General features: G+C 70.8%; 14 protein-coding genes and 2 pseudogenes. 1 reads left to right on the forward strand and 15 read right to left on the reverse strand.

Annotated elements, in window-relative coordinates:
• Nucleotides 1-20: 20 nt before the first annotated feature.
• The 4 genes and pseudogenes from C1703_RS15020 to C1703_RS15035 form a co-directional block, all read right to left on the reverse strand.
• Nucleotides 21-778, reverse strand: a pseudogene (locus C1703_RS15020) (carbohydrate ABC transporter permease); the annotation flags it as partial.
• A gap of 2 nt (nucleotides 779-780) precedes the next feature.
• Nucleotides 781-1,226 (reverse strand): annotated as a pseudogene (locus C1703_RS15025) (extracellular solute-binding protein); the annotation flags it as partial.
• Between the two features lie 195 nt (nucleotides 1,227-1,421).
• Nucleotides 1,422-1,703: a DUF3039 domain-containing protein gene (locus tag C1703_RS15030; protein ID WP_031113140.1), complete on the reverse strand. Its 282-nt coding sequence runs from the start codon at nucleotides 1,701-1,703 to the stop codon at nucleotides 1,422-1,424.
• A 29-nt stretch (nucleotides 1,704-1,732) separates the two neighbouring features.
• Nucleotides 1,733-2,305, reverse strand: a complete 573-nt coding sequence (locus C1703_RS15035; protein ID WP_198678176.1) for a YqgE/AlgH family protein — start codon at nucleotides 2,303-2,305, stop codon at nucleotides 1,733-1,735.
• 253 nt (nucleotides 2,306-2,558) lie between these two features.
• On the opposite strand from C1703_RS15035, the gene murA reads away from it, so the two are divergent.
• Nucleotides 2,559-3,899 (forward strand): UDP-N-acetylglucosamine 1-carboxyvinyltransferase, encoded by a 1,341-nt coding sequence (gene murA / locus C1703_RS15040; RefSeq protein ID WP_094052211.1) that lies wholly within the window; start codon nucleotides 2,559-2,561, stop codon nucleotides 3,897-3,899.
• 280 nt (nucleotides 3,900-4,179) lie between these two features.
• Here murA and C1703_RS15045 read toward each other — a convergent pair whose 3' ends face one another.
• The 11 genes from C1703_RS15045 to C1703_RS15095 form a co-directional block, all read right to left on the reverse strand.
• A complete protein-coding gene (locus C1703_RS15045) occupies nucleotides 4,180-4,461 on the reverse strand; it encodes an HU family DNA-binding protein (protein ID WP_003990598.1) in 282 nt (93 codons plus the stop codon).
• Between the two features lie 331 nt (nucleotides 4,462-4,792).
• Nucleotides 4,793-6,226, reverse strand: a complete 1,434-nt coding sequence (locus C1703_RS15050; RefSeq protein ID WP_114253149.1) for an NAD-dependent malic enzyme — start codon at nucleotides 6,224-6,226, stop codon at nucleotides 4,793-4,795.
• Nucleotides 6,227-6,558: 332 nt separating this feature from the next.
• A complete protein-coding gene (locus C1703_RS15055; RefSeq protein ID WP_114253150.1) occupies nucleotides 6,559-8,844 on the reverse strand; it encodes a UvrD-helicase domain-containing protein in 2,286 nt (761 codons plus the stop codon).
• 60 nt (nucleotides 8,845-8,904) lie between these two features.
• Entirely contained in the window at nucleotides 8,905-9,687 is a 783-nt protein-coding gene (locus tag C1703_RS15060; RefSeq protein WP_269803203.1) for a zf-HC2 domain-containing protein, read from the reverse strand.
• Nucleotides 9,688-9,734: 47 nt separating this feature from the next.
• The gene (locus tag C1703_RS15065; protein ID WP_010039908.1) at nucleotides 9,735-10,256 is read right to left on the reverse strand and encodes a sigma-70 family RNA polymerase sigma factor; all 522 of its coding nucleotides are present in this window, start codon (nucleotides 10,254-10,256) and stop codon (nucleotides 9,735-9,737) included.
• 351 nt (nucleotides 10,257-10,607) lie between these two features.
• Nucleotides 10,608-11,201 carry an ABATE domain-containing protein gene (locus C1703_RS15070; RefSeq protein WP_114253154.1) on the reverse strand — a complete coding sequence of 198 codons (594 nt, stop codon included), beginning with the start codon at nucleotides 11,199-11,201 and terminating at the stop codon, nucleotides 10,608-10,610.
• A gap of 507 nt (nucleotides 11,202-11,708) precedes the next feature.
• Nucleotides 11,709-12,860 carry a uroporphyrinogen-III synthase gene (locus C1703_RS15075; protein ID WP_114253156.1) on the reverse strand — a complete coding sequence of 384 codons (1,152 nt, stop codon included), beginning with the start codon at nucleotides 12,858-12,860 and terminating at the stop codon, nucleotides 11,709-11,711.
• Nucleotides 12,861-12,977: 117 nt separating this feature from the next.
• Complete coding sequence (locus C1703_RS15080; RefSeq protein WP_114253158.1) at nucleotides 12,978-14,363, reverse strand: nitrate/nitrite transporter; 1,386 nt, start codon at nucleotides 14,361-14,363, stop codon at nucleotides 12,978-12,980.
• 154 nt (nucleotides 14,364-14,517) lie between these two features.
• Nucleotides 14,518-15,393, reverse strand: a complete 876-nt coding sequence (locus C1703_RS15085) for a hypothetical protein (protein WP_114253160.1) — start codon at nucleotides 15,391-15,393, stop codon at nucleotides 14,518-14,520.
• 141 nt (nucleotides 15,394-15,534) lie between these two features.
• Nucleotides 15,535-16,740: an acyltransferase gene (locus C1703_RS15090; RefSeq protein WP_114253162.1), complete on the reverse strand. Its 1,206-nt coding sequence runs from the start codon at nucleotides 16,738-16,740 to the stop codon at nucleotides 15,535-15,537.
• The gene (locus C1703_RS15095) at nucleotides 16,737-18,929 is read right to left on the reverse strand and encodes a glycosyltransferase (RefSeq protein ID WP_114253164.1); all 2,193 of its coding nucleotides are present in this window, start codon (nucleotides 18,927-18,929) and stop codon (nucleotides 16,737-16,739) included. The genes C1703_RS15090 and C1703_RS15095 overlap by 4 nt, the downstream gene beginning before the upstream one ends.
• Nucleotides 18,930-19,129: the final 200 nt, after the last annotated feature.

Here is a 19,129-nt window from a genome sequence, read left to right on the forward strand (position 1 = left end):
TCACGTCAGGAGGAGTCACATCAGTCCTTCACCGCTCCGCCCAGTCCGGAGACCAGGCGCCGCTGTACGAGTACGAAGAAGACCAGGACCGGAATCGTCATCACCGTGGAAGCGGCCATGACGCCGCCCCAGTCCGGGTCGTCGGGCTTGTAGAAGACCAGCAGGGCCATCGGCAGCGTCGACTGCGAGGTGTCGCTGATGATGAACGACTTGGCGAGCAGGAAGTCGTTCCAGGCGGAGATGAAGGAGAACACGCTGGTGGCCACGAGACCCGGAAGGACGAGGGGGAAAAGGATCTGCCACAGGAATCGCGCCCGGCTCGCCCCGTCGATGTACGCGGCCTCCTCCAGCGCCTCCGGAACGGCTTTCACGAACCCCCGCAGCATCCAGATCGCGAAGGGCAGCGAGAAGGCGATGTGGGGCAGGATCAGCGAACCCAGCGTGTTCAGCTGACCGGCGTCCCGCATGAGGAAGAACAGGGGATCGTGAGGGCTTCCACGGGCACCATCTGGGCCACCAGAAACATGATCAACAGGGTGGTCCGCATGCGGAAGCGGAATCGTGTCACGGCCGTCGCGGCGAGAAACGCGATCAGCGCGGAGGCGATCACGACACTGCCCGCGACGATGAGGCTGTTGAGGAAGTAACGGCCGAATTCCTGTTGCCCGAAGACGCGTCGGAAGGAATCCAGGGAGGGCGCGAGCGTCCATGGCCTGGGCTCGCTCGACTCGATCTCCCCGGCCGGTTTGAAGGCGCTGAGCACCATCCAGTAGAGGGGACCAGCCGCTGCATCAGGTCGACGGCGAGCGTCCGGTGCGAGGTGCTCTTCAGGACGCCGATGTTGTTGCCGCCGGCGAAGGCGGGCGCGATCGAGCCGGGCTTCACCCCCGGCAGCGGGACGACGGCGTACTTGCCCTTGACTTCCCGGCCTCGACGGCGGTGTGGCTGAAGTCGCCGCCGATGGCCATGCCGGCCTTGCCCGCGGCGAACGCGGAGATCGTGTCGTTGCCGCCCATGCCCGCGCACTTGGCGGCCGGGCAGTTGTCGTCGCTGAACAGGGACGTGTACGCCTTGATGCCCTTGCGGGCCTGCGGGCTGTCGATGCCGGAGGCGTACGAGCCGCCCTTGCCGCTCGCGAGTTCACCGCCGTTGGCCCACACGAACGGCATCGCGCCGTAGGTGTAGGCGCCGCCGACAACCAGGCCGTACAGCTCGGGCCTGGCCGCGCAAGTGTTGCAACTTGCGCAATGAAGGTTTCGCCATGCACAACACGCCGGAGGCTAGGGACTGCATGAACATGCCCACAAGAGGTCTCAACCACTCTGTGACCGGCTGACGCACCCCGTGCAACGCCCGGACAGCACAAAAGCCTCCAGGGCGCGCAAAAGCACCCTGGAGGCTTTACGCCACGCGGACCGGGCCTACTTGTCGCCCTTGCCCTTGTCGTCGCCGCCGGAGCCCATGGACTCGTAGATCTCCTTGCACATGGGGCACACGGGGTACTTCTTCGGGTCGCGGCCCGGCACCCAGACCTTGCCGCACAGCGCCACGACGGGGGTGCCGTCGAGGGCGCTCGCCATGATCTTGTCCTTCTGGACGTAGTGGGCGAAGCGCTCGTGGTCACCGTCACCGTGGGAGGTCTGCGGCGTCGGCTCTACGAGGGTCCCCGTACCAGTCCCGCGCTCGGGCTCGAGAGTGCTCATAGGCCCAAGGGTACTGAAGCTCACAGACATCAGTTGAGCGAAGGGTCGTCGGGGTACGTCGCCACCATCGCCAGCTCGTTGCGCTGGCGGCGCAGAACCTCGCGCCAGAGCCGCTCCGGGGACGGGGACGACACGTCGCCGGGCTCCGACTCGACGACGTACCACGCCCCGTCCACCAGCTCGTCCTCCAGCTGGCCCGGGCCCCAGCCGGCGTACCCGGCGAAGATCCGCAGGGAGCCGAGGGCCGAGGCCAGCAGCTCCGGCGGGGCCTCCAGGTCGACCAGGCCGATCGCGCCGTACACCCGGCGCCAGCCCAGCGGCGCCGCCTCCCCGGACCCGCCGCCGGGGACGACGGCGACCCCGAGGGCCGAGTCCAGCGACACCGGGCCGCCCTGGAAGACCACACCGGGCTCGACGGCGAGATCCCCCCAGCCCTCCAGGATGTCGCCCACGTCCACCGGGGTGGGCCGGTTGAGGACGACACCGAGGGAGCCCTCCTCGTCGTGGTCGAGGAGCAGCACCACCGCACGGTCGAAGTTGGGGTCCGCCAGGGCGGGCGTGGCCACGAGCAACCGCCCTGTGAGCGAGGACACCTCGGTCATGCCAGACATGATCCCGCATCTTCCCTTTCCGTGGGGAGCAATGCGGGCGACCGGAGTGCGCGCAGCTCAGGGGCGCACCGATGCGTCCCACGCGCACGGGTGTGACCGTGACCCCATGTGCCCGGCACGGAACGGTTCGTGTTGTGACAGAGCTATGACGTGGCTGGGTCTGACTCAGGCTTACAGAAGGGGGGTGGAGGGCGATTACCCTTTCCCTCCTGGCCCCTGCCCGACTCCACGGAACGCGAGATTCATGACCGTCAACGACGATGTCCTGCTTGTCCACGGCGGAACCCCGCTGGAGGGCGAGATCCGTGTCCGCGGTGCGAAGAACCTCGTACCGAAGGCCATGGTGGCGGCGCTGCTGGGCAGCGCTCCGAGCCGGCTGCGCAATGTTCCGGACATCCGCGACGTTCGGGTCGTACGGGGTCTGCTGCAGCTGCACGGTGTGACGGTCCGTCCGGGTGACGAGCCCGGCGAACTGGTGATGGACCCGACGCGCGTGGAGAGCGCGAACGTCGCCGACATCGACGCCCACGCGGGTTCCAGCCGTATCCCGATCCTGTTCTGCGGACCGCTGCTGCACCGCCTCGGCCACGCGTTCATCCCCGGTCTCGGCGGCTGTGACATCGGCGGCCGGCCCATCGACTTCCACTTCGAGGTGCTGCGGCAGTTCGGCGCGAAGATCGAGAAGCGGGCGGACGGCCAGTACCTGGAGGCGCCGCGGCGGCTGCGCGGCACGAAGATCCGGCTGCCGTACCCGTCCGTCGGCGCGACCGAGCAGGTGCTGCTGACGGCCGTCCTCGCCGAGGGCGTCACGGAGCTGTCCAACGCGGCCGTCGAGCCGGAGATCGAGGACCTCATCTGCGTGCTGCAGAAGATGGGCGCGATCATCGCGATGGACACCGACCGGACGATCCGCATCACCGGTGTGGACCAGCTCGGCGGCTACAACCACCGCGCCCTGCCGGACCGGCTGGAGGCCGCGTCCTGGGCGTCGGCGGCGCTGGCGACCGAGGGCAACATCTACGTCCGCGGGGCGCAGCAGCGCTCGATGATGACGTTCCTGAACACCTACCGGAAGGTGGGCGGTGCCTTCGAGATCGACGACGAGGGCATCCGCTTCTGGCACCCCGGCGGGCAGCTGAAGTCCATCGCGCTGGAGACGGACGTCCACCCCGGTTTCCAGACCGACTGGCAGCAGCCCCTGGTGGTGGCCCTGACGCAGGCCACGGGCCTGTCCATCATCCACGAGACGGTCTACGAGTCCCGTCTCGGCTTCACGTCCGCGCTGAACCAGATGGGCGCGCACATCCAGCTCTACCGCGAGTGCCTGGGCGGCTCCGACTGCCGCTTCGGCCAGCGCAACTTCCTGCACTCCGCGGTCGTCTCCGGTCCCACCAAGCTGCAGGGCGCCGACCTGGTCATCCCGGACCTCCGCGGCGGCTTCTCGTACCTCATCGCGGCCCTCGCGGCCCAGGGCACGTCCCGGGTCCACGGCATCGGCCTGATCAACCGCGGCTACGAGAACTTCATGGAGAAGCTCGTGGAACTGGGCGCGAAGGTGGAACTGCCGGGCAAGGCACTGGGCTAGTCCCGGCCCTGCGGCCACGCCCGCCCGGCTGGGGGTCCGGGGGTCGTCCCCCGGGCAAGCACAGCATGGAGAAGCTCGTGGAACTGGGCGCGAAGGTGGAACTGCCGGGCAAGGCGCTCGGGTAGTCCCCGTACACGCCGAGGGGCGGCCACCTGGACAGGTGGCCGCCCCTCGGCGTTTCATGCGGCTCTCGGTGGGCTCGCGCCCCCTGGGGGCGCGGGGAACTGCGCGACCAGCCACAGCCGGCCCGCAGTTGCCCACGGCGCGCGCAAGGGAACGCTTACTTGCCCTTGGCCGCTTCCTTGAGCTTCGAGCCCGCGGAGACCTTCACGCTGTAGCCGGCCGGGATCTGGATCGGCTCGCCGGTCTGCGGGTTGCGGGCGGTGCGAGCGGCACGGTGGGTGCGCTCGAAGGTCAGGAAGCCGGGGATGGTGACCTTCTCGTCGCCCTTGGAGACGATGTCGCCGACGACGTCGGCGAACGCGGCCAGCACGGCGTCGGCGTCCTTGCGGGTCACCTCGGCGCGGTCGGCCAGCGCGGCCACCAGCTCACTGCGGTTCATGTTGTTACTCCCGTGTTCATCTTGCCGTTGAGGCGTCAGATCGAAGCCGATGCTGCCAGGGTCCTCCATGAGTCCCCGGACCGGGTCCGTCGTCAGACCCTCGCGCCCAGGGACGCATCCTGCCTCTACCTGCGGCGGGAAAGCCAATCCGGCACCCGCAGGAGTCGTGGGAACACCCTTGGGGAGTCACACGAAAAGAGGGCCTGAGCCTGGCCGACACGATAGAGCCCCCTGCTGACAGGGGTTCCGCGACGCGCCGGGCCCCGGGCCGCCGTGGGGATGCTCACAGTCCGGGGGCGGCCGCCCCCGGACCCCGGCGCGGGCCTCGTCCTCAGACCGCGGACGGGCTGCCGGCCGTCGCGCCCACGGCCTTGGCGGCCTCCCGCACGGCCCCGGCCACCGCGCCCGCGACCTTGTCGTTGAAGACGCTCGGGATGATGTAGTTCGGGTTCAGCTCGTCCTCGGTCACCACGTCCGCGAGGGCGGTCGCGGCGGCCAGCATCATCTCGGTGTTGACGGTGCGGGACTGCGCGTCCAGCAGGCCGCGGAAGACACCCGGGAAGACCAGCACGTTGTTGATCTGGTTCGGGAAGTCCGAGCGGCCCGTGGCGACAACGGCCGCGGTCTGGCGGGCGATCGCCGGGTCGACCTCGGGGTCCGGGTTCGCAAGCGCGAACACGATGGCGCCGTCGGCCATGGCGGCCACGTCGTCGCCGTCGAGGACGTTCGGGGCGGAGACGCCGATGAAGACGTCGGCGCCGCGCACGGCCTCCTTGAGCGTGCCGGTGAGGCCCTCGGGGTTGGTGTTGTCGGCGATCCAGCGCAGTGCCGAGTCCGGGGCGGCGTCCACCAGGTCCTCGCGGCCCGCGTGCACGACGCCGTGGATGTCGGCGACGACGGCGTTCTTGACGCCCGCGGCGATCAGCAGCTTGAGGATGGCCGTACCGGCCGCGCCGGCGCCGGACATGACGACCCGGATGTTCTCGATGGCCTTGCCGGCGACGCGCAGGGCGTTGGTGAGCGCGGCGAGGACGACGATCGCGGTGCCGTGCTGGTCGTCGTGGAAGACGGGGATGTCGAGGGCCTCGCGCAGCCGGGCCTCGATCTCGAAGCAGCGGGGCGCGGAGATGTCCTCGAGGTTGATGCCGGCGAACCCGGGGGCGATGGCCTTGACGATCTCGACGATCGCGTCGGTGTCCTGGGTGTCGAGGCAGATCGGCCAGGCGTCGATGCCGGCGAACCGCTTGAAGAGGGCCGCCTTGCCCTCCATGACGGGCAGCGCGGCCTTGGGGCCGATGTTGCCCAGGCCCAGCACGGCGGAGCCGTCCGTCACGACCGCAACGGAGTTGCGCTTGATGGTGAGGCGGCGGGCGTCCTCGGGGTTCTCGGCGATCGCCATGCAGACGCGGGCGACACCGGGCGTGTAGACCATGGAGAGGTCGTCACGGTTGCGGATGGGGTGCTTCGACGCCATCTCGATCTTGCCGCCGAGGTGCATGAGGAAGGTCCGGTCCGAGACCTTGCCCAGGGTGACGCCCTCGATGCCGCGGAGCTTCTCGACGATCTCGTCCGCGTGCGCGGTCGACGTCGCCGCGATGGTGACGTCGATACGGAGCTTCTCGTGACCGGACGCCGTGACGTCGAGGCCGGTCACCGAGCCTCCGGAGGACTCCACGGCGGTGGTGAGCTGCGAGACGGCGGTTCCGCTCGCGGGCACCTCCAGCCGGACCGTCATCGAGTAGGAGACGCTGGGCGCCGTTGCCATGGCCGACTTCCTCTGCTTTCACCTGACGCTGAGTTGTGCCGTCCGATCGTCGCACCTACCGCTCGGTAGCGGGTAGCCGCCCTCGATTGCGAACGTTTTGTTCGCGGAACCCGCCAGCAAAAAGAGACCCACGTCACGTAGGACGTGGGTCTCTTGTGAAGTAGGTGGCACCGACCCGCCATGCTCGCCTCGCGGCAAGTGGTCGCTCGTAGCGACGAAGGTTGGGCCCGGGGGCTTGGATCGAGCCGGTGCCACATCCAGGCTAACAAACAGATCCCGTAAGGCCATTCCCGTACCGGGAGTTCATTTCGCCGGCAAGTGGGTAACGCGGCTCAGTCCCTGAGCAGATCCGGGATTCCCGCCCCGTCGGGCTCGTCCCGTTCGGCCGAGACGACCGTCAGCTGCTGGGTGGCCCGCGTCAGTGCGACGTAGAGCACACGCAGGCCGGCCGGGGACTCGTCGGCGATCTCCGCCGGGGAGACCACGACCGTCGCGTCGTACTCCAGGCCCTTCGCCTCCAGGCTGCCGAGCGCCACGACCCGGTCGCCGAGTCCGGCGAGCCAGCGGCGGGCCTCCTCGCGGCGCTGCATGGCGACGACCACGCCCACCGTGCCGTCGACCCGCTCCAGCAGCCTCGCCGCCTCGTGGCGGACGGTGTCGCCCAGCGTGTCCTCCACGACGGTGAAGCGCGGCTCGACGCCGGTGGAGCGGACCGCCTTCGGCGACACCGAGCCGGGCATGGCGAGGGCGAGCACCCTCGCGGCCAGCTCGGCGATCTCCGCCGGGTTGCGGTAGTTCACGGTGAGCTCGAAGCGGCGGCGCGGGCGGGTGCCGAGGGCCTCGTCGCGGGCCTCGGCGGCCTCGTCCGGGTCGGACCAGGAGGACTGCGCCGGGTCGCCGACGACCGTCCAGGTGGCGTGCCGGCCGCGGCGGCCGACCATGCGCCACTGCATCGGGGTGAGGTCCTGGGCCTCGTCGACGATGACGTGGGCGTACTCGGTGCGCTCGGCCGCCAGCCGCTCGGCGCGCTCGCGCTGGGACTCCTCGCGCACCGGCATCAGCTCCTCCAGGCCGGTGAGCTGGTCGAGCGGGTCCAGCTCGCGCTTCTTGCGGGGCCGGGCGGGGGCGCCGAGGACGGCCTGGAGCTCGTCGAGCATCGCGATGTCGTGCACGGAGCAGCCGTCGCGCCTGAGGGAGCGGGCGACCTTGCGGACCTCGCCGGGGTTGAGGATCCGCCGGGCCCAGCGGCCGAGGCGCCGCTCGTCGGCCATGGCGTCCAGGACGGCCGCCGGGGTCAGCTCCGGCCACCAGGCGTCGAGGAAGGCGGTGAAGGCGTCCTCGGAGGTGATGTCCTCGTCGAAGGAGGAGCGCAGCTCGGCGGCGAGCTCCGGGTCGGTGTGCCGGCCGGCCGCGCCGGACTGCTCCCACAGGGCGTCCAGGAGGAGCTTGCGGGCGCGGGGGCGCAGCAGGTTCACGGGGGCGGTGCCGCCGAGGGCGGCGCGGCGGATGCCCGCCAGTTCGTCGGCCTCCAGCTCCAGGCGGCGGCCGAAGGCGACCACGCGCAGCCGGTCCGGTGAATCGTTCAGCTCCAGGGCTCCGCGCGCTGCCTTGCGCAGCACCTTGAGCATGCGGGAGGAGCCCTTGGCGCGGGCCACCGCCGGGGAGTCGTAGAGCGTGGCCTCGGCGCCGTCGACGAGGGAGCCGATGGCGCGGATGGCGACCTGGCCCTCCTCGCCGAGCGAGGGCAGCACGCCCTCGGTGTAGGCGACGAGCAGCGGGGTCGGGGAGACGATCAGGATGCCGCCCGCGTACCGGCGCCGGTCCTGGTAGAGGAGGTAGGCCGCGCGGTGCAGGGCGACGGCGGTCTTGCCGGTGCCGGGGCCGCCCTCGACGTAGGTGACGGAGGCGGCGGGGGCGCGGATGACCAGGTCCTGCTCGGCCTGGATGGAGGCGACGATGTCGCGCATGGTGTGGCTGCGGGCCTGGCCGAGGGCGGCCATCAGGGCGCCGTCGCCGATGACGGGCAGTTCGTGGCCGTCGAGGAAGGCCTTCAGCTCGGGGCGCATCAGGTCGTCCTCGACGCCGAGGACCTTGCGGCCCTTGGAGCGGATGACCCGGCGGCGGACGACCCGGCCGGGGTCGACGGGCGTCGAGCGGTAGAAGGGGGCGGCGGCCGGGGCGCGCCAGTCGATGACCAGCGGGGCGTAGTCCTGGTCGAGGACGCCGATGCGGCCGATGTGCAGGGTCTCGGCGATGTCGGCGGTGTTGTCCTCGCGGACGGCGCCCTCGGCGGGCTCGACGGCGGTGTAGGCGCCGTCGGGGCCCTTCTTGCCGTCCTTGCCGAGCAGCAGGTCGATGCGGCCGAAGAGGAAGTCCTCGAACTCGTTGTTGAGCCGGTTCAGGTGGATGCCGGCCCGGAAGACCTGCGCGTCCCGCTCGGCGAGCGCGCCGGGCGTGCCGACCTGGCCGCGCTGGGCGGCGTCGTTCATGAGGAACTCCGCCTCGTGGATCTTCTCCTCGAGACGCCGGTACACCCGGTCCAGGTGTTCCTGTTCGACGCCGATCTCTCTGTCTCTCAGGGAGTCGAGCGCGGTTTCCTGAGGTGCCTGAGCGGCCACCGGGCCCCCTTCTGACGTGCTGGGCAGCCGTCCACCGTACGCGAAGGGGACCCGGTAAGGCTACGCGTCGACCTCGACCAGCCGCTTGCCGTCGAAGGTCACGACCTCGAAGTGGTCGATCTCGTTCGGCTCGAAGGCGGCGCCGCCCTGGACGTACAGCGGCTGCTTGGCCTTCTCGGTCCTGGCGTCGGGGAGGCCGTAGCCCCACTCCGGGACGGACCAGGAGGACAGGGTCTCCCGCTCGCCGTTCTTGCCGACCGCGACGAGGGCGCACTTGAGCGGGCCCTTGACGTTCTTCAGTTCGGTGACCACGCCCGTCCCCCAGTCCTTCTTCTGGACTGCGACGGTCGCGGTGACCTTGGTGTTCGGGTCGGTGGCGGAGATCTTGTCGGAGATGCCGTCGAAGGCCTCCTTGGCGGGGCTCGCGGCGAGCGGGCGGTTCTCCGCGCCGCCGCCGTCACCGCCGCCGTTCGTCGCGACCGCGACGAAGGGGCCGCCGATGATCAGCGCGCCGGCCGCGGCCACCATGTAGAAGCTGCGGCGGCGCTTCTGGGCGCGCCGTTCCGCGACCTCGTCGACCAGCTTCTCCACCATGCGCGGCCTGGGCTTCGCGGACAGCGACTCGCCGATCGCGGGGGTGCTGCCGGAGCCGGGCAGGTCGGCGAGGGCGGCGAGCATCGGCTCCATGCCGGCCAGCTCGTCGAGCTGCTGGGCGCACCACTCGCAGGTCGCGAGATGGGCTTCGAAGGCGGTCGCTTCGGCGTCGTCGAGGATGCCGAGGGCGTAGGCGCCGACGGTCTCGTGCTCGTTCGGCACCGGAGATTCCTGCATGGGTCCAGACATACCCATGCCTCCCGTACCGAACCCCTGGTTACCCCCGTAAACACTCATCACGCCGTCACCCCCCGCTCCTCCAGTGCGAGCTTCATCGAACGCAGGGCGTAGAACACCCTGGAGCGGACGGTTCCGCTGGGTATGCCCAGGGTCTCGGCCGCCTCATTGACGGTACGCCCCTTGAAGTACGTCTCGACGAGCACCTCCCGGTGAGCGGGGGTCAGGTCGTCGAGTGCGTCCGAGAGAGTCATCAGCCACAGCGCCTTGTCGATCTCGTCCTCCGCGGGGATGACCTCCAGCGGCGACGGGTCGACCTCCTGCGGCCGGGCCTGCCGGCTGCGGTGGCCGTCGATGACGATGCGCCGGGCGACCGTCACCAGCCAGGGGCGTACCGATCCGGTCGCACGATTGAGCTGACCGGCGTTCTTCCAGGCACGGATGAGCGTCTCCTGCACCACGTCCTCGGCGCGCTGCCGGTCTCCGGCGACCAGGCGCAGGACATATGCCAGCAGGGGTCCGGCGTGTTCGCGGTAGAGCGCACGCATCAGCTCCTCGTCGGGTTCCGAGGGCTGGGACATGCGATGTCGGGCCCTCGGTGCACGTTCATTGGCCACGACGGAATCCTTGCGCACGCCCACCTCCGATGTCCGGGGGTTCCCCCAGTCGGTCGCTCGACAAGCCGTACGGACGCGAGCCGTTGGGCGTTCAAAGAGACGTGACAGATTTCTTCGAAGTGACGTGACGAGGGGGACATGCGGTCACATTCCCACCCCTCGTTCTTTACATTTCCGCCACATCGGCAACTTCAAGCCACGCCTTCCCTACGGGGCCGTAGGTAAACGGCATGTAATCGAAATCACTTCGAGAGTGCGGTCGCAGAAGTAGCATTTAGGACAGGGAATTGAGTGCAGCGGGCACCCAACTGCGTTTCAGGCGCGGGCGAGTGCCGCGCGGCGGCGGTGCCGGGCGACCCTCTCGCGGTTCCCGCAGACCTCGCTGGAGCACCAGCGCCTCCTGCGCCCCCGCGAGGTGTCGAGGTACACGATCGGGCAGTTGTCGCCCGCGCACTCGCGCAGGGCCGCACGGGCCGCGGGGTCGGTGAGGAGGTCGACGGCGTCCCGGGCGACGGCCGCGAGCAGGGCCGCGCGGCCGGGCGGGCCGTCCAACCGCCGTACGAGGTCGCCGTCTTCGCCGCGGACCGCGCGCGGGGCCGGGGGCGCGGTCCGCGCCAGGTCGTTGACGCGCGCCAGGGCGAGGTCGTACGCCGGGACGCCTGGCCTGGGCCGGCCGCGCACCAACCGGTCGATCTGGCCGCGCAGTTCGCGGAAGGCGACGAGCCAGCCGGCGTCGGTGTGGGCGAGGGAGGTGCCCGCCGGGACCAGACCGGAGCCGGTGATCCAGGCGCGCAGCACGTCCACGGAGTCCAGCCGCTCCTCCGGATGCGTGGTGGAGAGCAGATCCAGGCAGATCCGCCCGGCGTCGAACCGCAGCTCGTAGGGGGCCGTGGCCGTACCCAGTGCCATGTGCCTGTCACCGCCTAGGTCGGTGAGACGCCTGTGAGAGGGCTGGGAAACCGTTCCCTCTTACAGTGCCTGCCCGGCGGCGCGCGGGAAACCCCCCGCGCGCCGCGCGGTCAGGGCACGCGAGACGGCCCCGCCCGGACTCCGGCGCGACCCCACCGCGAGACGGCCCCGCCCGGACTCCGGCGCGACCCCACCGCGAGACGGCCCCGCCCGGACTCCGGCGCGATCCCACCGCGAGACGGCCCCGCCCGGACTCCGGCGCGATCCCACCACGAGACGACCCCGCCCAGACCGCAGCACGATGCCACCGCGAAGCGGCCCCGCCCAAGACCCCAGCGCGACCCCACCACAAGACGACCCCGCCCAAGACCCCAGCGCAACCCCACCACAAGACGACCCCGCCCAAGACCCCAGCGCGATGCCACCGCGAAGCGGCCCCGCCCAGACCCCGGCGCGATTCCGCCCAACCCCGGCGCGTGCCTGTGCGTCCGCGTGTTTCGTCTCCGCCTACGCGTCCGCGTACTTCGTCTCCGCCGCCGGGTCCAGGGCCAGGCGGTAGCCGCGCTTGACCACCGTCTGGATCAGCTTCGGCGTGCCGAGGGCCGTGCGCAGGCGGGCCATCGCCGTTTCGACCGCGTGCTCGTCGCGGCCGGAGCCGGGCAGGGCGCGCAGCAGGTCGGCGCGGGAGACGACCCAGCCCGGCCGGCGGGACAGGGCGCGCAGGAGGGACATGCCCGCGGGCGGCACCGGCTTGAGGTCGCCGTCGACCAGGACGGCGTGGCCGCGGATCTCCACCCGGTGCCCGGCGATGGGCAGCGAGCGGGCCCGCGCGGGCAGTTCCTGGCAGAGCAGCTGGACGAGGGGCCCGAGCCGGAAGCGCTCGGGCTGGATCGTGTCAATGCCGCGGGACTGCAGGGGCAGGGCGGTGACCGGGCCGACACAGGCCGGCAGGACGTCGTGGTTCAGGGCGGCCAGCACCTCGGGGAGCAGTCCGCGTTCCTCCGCCCGGGAGAGGAAGGAGGCCGCGGCCGGGGCGCTGGTGAACGTCAGCGCGTCCACCCCCCGGGACACCGTCGCGTCCAGGAGCCGGTCGACCGGGCCGAGGTCCTCCGGCGGCATCCACCGGTAGACGGGCACGCCGACGACCTCGGCGCCACCCTCCCGCAGCGCCTCCACGAAGCCCGGCAGCGGCTCGCCGTGCAGCTGGATCGCGATGCGCAGGCCCTCGACGCCCTCCTCCAGCAGCCGGTCGAGCACCTCGGCCATGGACTCCGACGACGGCGACCACTCCTCGGTCAGCCCGGCGGCCCGGACCGCGCCCTTCACCTTCGGCCCGCGCGCCAGGATCCGCACGCCGGCCAGCCGCGACAGCAGCTCCTCGCCCAGGCCCCAGCCGTCGGCGGCCTCGACCCAGCCCCGGAACCCGATCGCGGTCGTGGCCACGACGATGTCCGGAAGCTGCTCGATGATCTCCTTGGTCGCGGCCAGCAGTTCACTGTCGTCGGCGAGCGGCACGATCCGCAGGGCGGGGGCGTGCAGGACGGCGGCACCACGTCGCTGCAGCAGCGCCCCCAGCTCGTCGGCCCGGCGCGCGGCCGTCACACCCACGGTGAAACCCGCCAGGGGTCCGTGGTCCGGTCGCTGTTCTTCCTCGTACATGGCTCTCGTCCCGCACTCGAGTCGTCGTACTTCATGGGTACGGCGTACCTACATGCCGATCGAGCCTGTCAACGGCTCGTGACAGGCCCGGATCGGCGTGATGTCGGCGGTGTTACGTCACACCTTCGCGTAGCTGAGCTGCGGCTTCGTCTCCGAGGCCGCCGACGTTTCGGGTACCCGGGGAGCCGTACGGCGAAGGTATACGGCCCAGGTGACCGTGAAGCACACCGCGTAGAAGGCGAGGAAGGCGACGAACGCGCCGGTACCGGAGCCGTAGGAGAGGAAGGACTGGCGGAAGGCGAGGTTGATGCCGACACCGCCGAGGGCGCCCACCGCGCCGATCAGGCCCATGGAGGCTCCGGAGAGCCGACGCCCGTAGGCCGCGGCCTCCTCGCCCTTCAGTCCCTTGGCGAGGGCCTTGTTCTGGAAGATGCCCGGGATCATCTTGAACGTCGAGCCGTTGCCGAGCCCGCTGAGCACGAACAGCACCACGAAGGCGGCGGTGAACAGCGCCAGCGACTTCTCCATGGAGGCGCCGATCAGGACGGCCGTCGCGGCGCCCATCGCCACGTAGTTCCACAGGCTGATCTTCGCGCCACCGTACCGGTCGGCGAGCCAGCCGCCGACGGGCCGGATCAGGGAGCCGAGCAGCGGGCCGAGGAAGGTGACGTAGGCGGCCTGCAGCGGCGTACGGCCGAACTGGTTCTGCAGGACCTGGCCGAAGGCGAAGCTGTAGCCGATGAAGGAGCCGAAGGTGCCGATGTAGAGGACGGACATGATCCACGTGTGGGCGTCCCGCGCGGCGTCCTTGGCGGCACCGGTGTCGTTCTTGACGTTCTCCAGGTTGTCCATGAAGAGCGCGGCCATCACGGCGGCGACGACGATCAGCGGGATGTAGACGCCGAGCAGCACGCGCGGCCCGCCGCCGGCGCCGATGATCGCGAGCGCGGCCAGCTGGATCACCGGCACGCCGATGTTGCCGCCACCGGCGTTCAGGCCGAGGGCCCAGCCCTTCTTCCGCAGCGGGAAGAAGGCGTTGATGTTGGTCATGGAGGAGGCGAAGTTGCCGCCGCCGACGCCGGCGAGGAGGCCGACGAGCAGGAAGGTCGAGAAGCTGGTGCCCGGCTCCATCACGAGGAACGCGGCGACCGTCGGGATCAGCAGCATGCCGGCCGAGATGATCGTCCAGTTGCGGCCGCCGAAGATGGCGACGGCGAAGGTGTAGGGGACGCGGACGACCGCGCCGACCAGCGTGACCATCGAGGTCAGCATGAACTTGTCGGCCGGGGTCAGCCCGTACTCCGGGCCCATGAAGAGCACCAGCACGGACCACAGGGTCCAGATCGAGAAGCCGATGTGCTCGGACAGCACGGAGAAGAAGAGGTTCCGGCGGGCGATCTTCTCTCCCGTCTCCTGCCAGAAGGTCTCGTTCTCCGGATCCCAGTGCTGGATCCAGCGTCCGCCCCTGCTCGGGGGTGCGGGTGCCGTGCCAGGGCCTGTCATGACGCCTCCACTGTGCTCCAGGACTCGGTTGTACCTGAGTGACTGATCCCGAAGGTAGGGAGGGCGCGTTTCCTGCCTGTGCCAGCGAGTGACCGCGAGGGAACTTTGCTCTCACCCCGCGTCCGGGCGGGATGAGAGGTTCCGACGGTTCCGGTCACGGCCGCGGGGGCTGCCAGTGAGGGTTCTGCTGAGGATACGGCGGGTTGTGGGGGGCGGGGGGCTGAGCACCGTAGGGGCCGGGGGCGGGCTGACCCGGGTACGGCCCCGGCGCGGGCTGGGCACCGTACGGACCTGGCGCGGGCTGAGCACCGTAAGGGCCCGGGGCGGGCCGGCCGGGATACGGCGCCGGCTGGGCGTACGGACCTGGCACACCGGCAGGCCCTCCCGGGACACCGCCGTACGGTCCGCCCGCGAACGGGTTCCCCTGCCCGGGGAGCTGCGCCCCGGGAGGCAGGTACCGCGTCCGGCCGTTCTGGTCCGTCACCGGCACGAAGCCGGACGCCCGCAACCGGGCGGCGAACTTGGCGTTGCGCTTGCGCGTGACCACCAGCCCGATGCCGAAGATGCCCATGAACAGCAGCCACAGCACCCCGGCCACGAGGAAGTCGAAGGACCCGCCCCCGAAGCGGAACCCGAGGATCACACTGCCGACGGTGGCGCCGAGGGCGCCGTACCACATGCGCTTCTCGGCGTGCCGGCCGGTGAGGTCGAAGTTGATGCGGGCCTTGAGGAGTTCGAACTCGTCGGGCACGAGCGGCGGGAGGGAGACGCCGTCCGCCGCGTTGGGGTACCGCGCCCAGTTCTGCGCGGCCCGCGCCCTGGCCTGCGGGCCGGGATCGGGCACGATCAGCATGGTGAGCGCGCCGTTGCGGCCGCTGCTCTGCCGGACGTCCGCGTACTCGTAGCCGAACTGCTGGGCGACGAAGGCCAGCCGGGCGAGCTTCTTCACGGACGCCATCGGGCTGGTCAGCTCGACCGGTTCTCCGCTCGCCATCAGCCGCAGCATCTTCCGCGTCTGCCGCTTACTCATCCCCACCGCTCCCGCCGACCGCCTTGTTCACAAGCGCAACCGGGGCAGTTTTCCACACCGGGAAAGCCGGGGGAACGGGCGGGCCGACCGGGCTGATGCTGCCGGTGATGCTCACGCCCGCCCCCGTCGATGCGGCCCGGCTCACCCGTCGGGTGCGGAACGCCTCCGGCCCCCGCGAACCCTGACCCGAGGCTCACTTCCCGGCCACAACCGGGGCTTCTGCTTCGCCGCCAGGTCCTCCATCCAGCCGAACGCCAGGACGCAGGCGCCGATGAGTGCCCAGACCAGGGCCAGCACCGGCCAGGGGCTCTCCAGCAGTCCGGGGACGTTCTGTTCCAGTACGGGGAAGCCCCACAGCCGGTCCCAGAGCGTGGCGGCGACCAGGATGCAGATGTTGTGCCACAGGTAGATGGTCACGGCCCGGGAGTTGAGCAGGCCGATCGCCCCGGCCCAGCGGCGGAGCCTGCCCGGCCACTCGGACCAGGACGGGCTGACGTGGAGCAGCAGCAGGACCGTGCCGAAGGACCACAGGGCCTGGGCGAGGGGCATGCTGTCCAGGTCGTTGCCGGTGCCGAAGTCGTGGTGCAGGGCGTACCAGAGACCGGCCAGGGCGATGACGGGCGCCACGGACGGGACGATGTAGCGCGGCAGCCGCCGCAGGATGCCCTCCTGGTGGGCCATGCCGAGGATCCAGCAGGCGCCGAACGTGGAGAAGTCCGTGAGCGCCGAGGGGATCCGCTCGCCGGGGAGCGTGAGCCAGCCCTGCTCGAAGGCGACGGCCAGCACGATCGGCGCGGACAGGGTGACGACCGGCAGGGCGCGCAGGGCCTTGAGCAGGAAGGGGGACAGCAGGACGTACCAGAGGTAGGCGCGGATGTACCAGAGCGGCCCGGCGAGGTCCGCCGCCCAGTTCTCGCCGATGAAGCCGTGCACGCCGGGCAGGCCCTCGGCGTACGGCGGGTCGCTGAACGGCACGATCCAGAAGGTGAGGTGGAGCCACCACCAGCCGGGGTGTCCGTCCGCGTCCGGTCCCCAGCCCTGCAGGACCATGCCGGTGACGCCGACGACGCCCAGCAGCCACAGCGGGGGCAGCAGCCGCCGCAGCCGGCCGCGGATCACCTGGACCGGCGGGCGCTTCAGCGAGCGGGCCATGAGGTTGCCGGCGAGCGCGAACATCACGCCCATGGACGGGAACACCAGCGGCAGCCAGGCCCAGCCGGTCAGGTGGTACAGCACGACACGGAACAGCGCGAGGGCGCGCAGCAGGTCGAAGTAGCGGTCGCGTCCGGGGCGTGCGGAGGGGGTCTGCTCCCGCCTCGGAGCCGTGGTCACGGGTGCCGTGGTCATGCGACCGGCCTCCCGTCCATCTGCCGCTGGGGCGTGGGGCTTCCGCCCCCGGGCAGCCCCACCGCTCCCGTGCGCCGCAGCTTCTGCCAGCGCAGCCGGCCGCCGGTGAGCGCGGTGATCCAGGACTGGAGCAGGACGACGTACATGAGCTGCCGGTAGAGGAGCTGCTGGAGCGGCAGGGAGATGAGGTGGGTCATGCGTTCCTTGTCGAGGTGGAACGCGTAGGCCGCGCACACCCCTTGTACGGCGAGGACGCCCAGCCAGGCGCCGATGGTCTTCTCGGTCGGGCCGAACACCAGCCCGTACAGCAGGAACACGTCGATCAGCGGGGCGAGCAGCGGCGCCACGACCATGAACATGGAGACCAGCGGGAGCCCGACCCGGCCGAAGCGGCCCGAGGGTCCGCGGTCGACGAGGGCCCGGCGGTGCTTCCAGATGGCCTGCATCGTGCCGTACGACCAGCGGTAGCGCTGGGACCACAGCTGCTGCACGGACTCGGGGGCCTCGGTCCAGGCGATGGCCTTCTCCGCGTAGACGACGTGCCAGCCGTCGCGGTGCAGGGCCATGGTGATGTCGGTGTCCTCGGCGAGCGTGTCGTCGCTCATGCCGCCGACCCGTTCCAGCGCGCTGCGCCGGAACGCGCCGACCGCGCCGGGGATGGTGGGCATGCAGCGCAGCACGTCGTACATGCGGCGGTCGAGGTTGAAGCCCATCACGTACTCGATGTGCTGCCAGGCGCCGATGAGCGAGTCGCGGTTGCCGACCTTGGCGTTGCCGGCGACGGCGCCGACGCGCGGGTCGCCGAAGGGCTGCACGAGTTCGCGGACGGTGGTCGGCTCGAAGACGGTGTCGCCGTCCATCATCACGATGATGTCGTGGCGGGCGTTGGCGATCCCGCGGTTGAGCGCGGCGGGCTTGCCCGCGTTGAGCTGGCGGACGACCCGTACGCCGGGCAGGCCGAGGTTCTCGACGATACGGGCGGTGCCGTCGCTGGAACCGTCGTCGATGACCAGCACCTCGATGGGGTGGTCGCTGGCGACCAGGGAACGGACCGTCTGCTCGATGCACTTGGCCTCGTTGTAGGCGGGCACCAGCACCGACACCGGTTCGGTGACGGGCGTGCCCCAGCTGAAGTTCCGCCGCCGCACCCGGCGGGCGTGCGCGACGGACAGGATCAGCATCAGCCCGAGACGCCCGAAGACGAGCACGCCGACGACGGCGAGGCCCGCGACCAGAACGCCGGTGATCTTCTCGGAGGCCTGCACCAGGAAGACCCACGCCTCGCCCTTGACCGCCTCCAGCCCGGCGACCGGGGTGTGCGCGCTGGGGGCGTCCAGGGCGGCGGTGAGGGTGTCGAAGCGGTAGCCCTGGTCCTTCAGCCCGGTGATGAACCGGTCGAGTGCGGCCACGGTCTGGGAGCGGTCGCCGCCGGAGTCGTGCATGAGCACGATGGCGCCCTCGCCGTTCTTCGGCGTGGCGTTGCTGATGATCTTCTCGACGCCGGGCCGGCGCCAGTCCTCGCTGTCGGTGTCGTTGACGATGGTGATGTAGCCCTTGCTGCCGATGTACTCGGTCACCGGCCAGGACTTGTTGTCCATGACGTGCGCGAACGACGAGTAGGGCGGGCGGAACAGCGAGGTGCGGATGCCGGCCGCCCCGGCGAGCGCGAGCTGGTTCTGGGACAGTTCCCAGTCGATGCGGCTCTTGCTCTGCAGCGACAGGTCCGGGTGGTTGAAGGTGTGCAGCCCGATCTCGTGGCCCTCGTCGACCATGCGCTGCACGAGGTCCGGGTGGCGGGAGGCCATGGTGCCGGTGATGAAGAAGACGGCGTGGGCCTCGTGCTTCTTCAGCACGTCGAGGACCTTGGGCGTCCACATCGGGTCCGGGCCGTCGTCGAAGGTCAGGACCAGTTCGTGGTCCGGCAGCTCCAGGCCGGCGGGCTTCCCGTCCCGGGTGTCGATGACGGGCCCGCCCTTGAGGATGTCCTTCGGTACGCGGTCGTTGGCGGCCGGCGGTCCGACGCGGTGGTCGGCGAGGATCTCGCTGTGCACGTAGCCGCGCAGCATGAGCATCGCCATCAGCGCGACGAGGACGAGCAGGGGCAGCAGCAGGCGCAGGGGCAGGCGGCGCCGCCTGGAGCCGCCACGGGCTCGGGGCGCGGGCCCGGGACGGCTGGTACGGGATGCCATGGGTGGTGGTACTCCGGTGGTGCGGGGAGGGTGGTGCGGGGACGGTCACGCGGCGGGCCGGGCACGCCCGGGCAGGTGGTCGGTACGGGTGGCCAGGGTCGGGACGGGTGACCAGGCGTCGGTACGGGTGACCAGAGGTCGGTACCGATGGCCAGGGGGTCCGCGAAGTCGCGTCGTTCGCCCGGCGGCGGGGCCTGCGG

The organism is Streptomyces sp. Go-475 (assembly GCF_003330845.1).
GTDB lineage: Bacteria > Actinomycetota > Actinomycetes > Streptomycetales > Streptomycetaceae > Streptomyces.

Bases quoted from the DNA above. Each gene is read 5' to 3' on its own strand.
- C1703_RS15095 (WP_114253164.1), bottom strand. From the start codon at position 18,929: ATGGCATCCCGTACCAGCCGTCCCGGGCCCGCGCCCCGAGCCCGTGGC.
- C1703_RS15045 (WP_003990598.1), bottom strand. From the start codon at position 4,461: ATGAACCGCAGTGAGCTGGTGGCCGCGCTGGCCGACCGCGCCGAGGTG.
- C1703_RS15080 (WP_114253158.1), bottom strand. From the start codon at position 14,363: ATGACAGGCCCTGGCACGGCACCCGCACCCCCGAGCAGGGGCGGACGC.
- C1703_RS15075 (WP_114253156.1), bottom strand. From the start codon at position 12,860: ATGTACGAGGAAGAACAGCGACCGGACCACGGACCCCTGGCGGGTTTC.
- murA (WP_094052211.1), top strand. From the start codon at position 2,559: ATGACCGTCAACGACGATGTCCTGCTTGTCCACGGCGGAACCCCGCTG.
- C1703_RS15070 (WP_114253154.1), bottom strand. From the start codon at position 11,201: ATGGCACTGGGTACGGCCACGGCCCCCTACGAGCTGCGGTTCGACGCC.
- C1703_RS15085 (WP_114253160.1), bottom strand. From the start codon at position 15,393: ATGAGTAAGCGGCAGACGCGGAAGATGCTGCGGCTGATGGCGAGCGGA.
- C1703_RS15065 (WP_010039908.1), bottom strand. From the start codon at position 10,256: ATGTCCCAGCCCTCGGAACCCGACGAGGAGCTGATGCGTGCGCTCTAC.
- C1703_RS15060 (WP_269803203.1), bottom strand. From the start codon at position 9,687: ATGTCTGGACCCATGCAGGAATCTCCGGTGCCGAACGAGCACGAGACC.
- C1703_RS15090 (WP_114253162.1), bottom strand. From the start codon at position 16,740: ATGACCACGGCACCCGTGACCACGGCTCCGAGGCGGGAGCAGACCCCC.
- C1703_RS15050 (WP_114253149.1), bottom strand. From the start codon at position 6,226: ATGGCAACGGCGCCCAGCGTCTCCTACTCGATGACGGTCCGGCTGGAG.
- C1703_RS15030 (WP_031113140.1), bottom strand. From the start codon at position 1,703: ATGAGCACTCTCGAGCCCGAGCGCGGGACTGGTACGGGGACCCTCGTA.
- C1703_RS15035 (WP_198678176.1), bottom strand. From the start codon at position 2,305: ATGACCGAGGTGTCCTCGCTCACAGGGCGGTTGCTCGTGGCCACGCCC.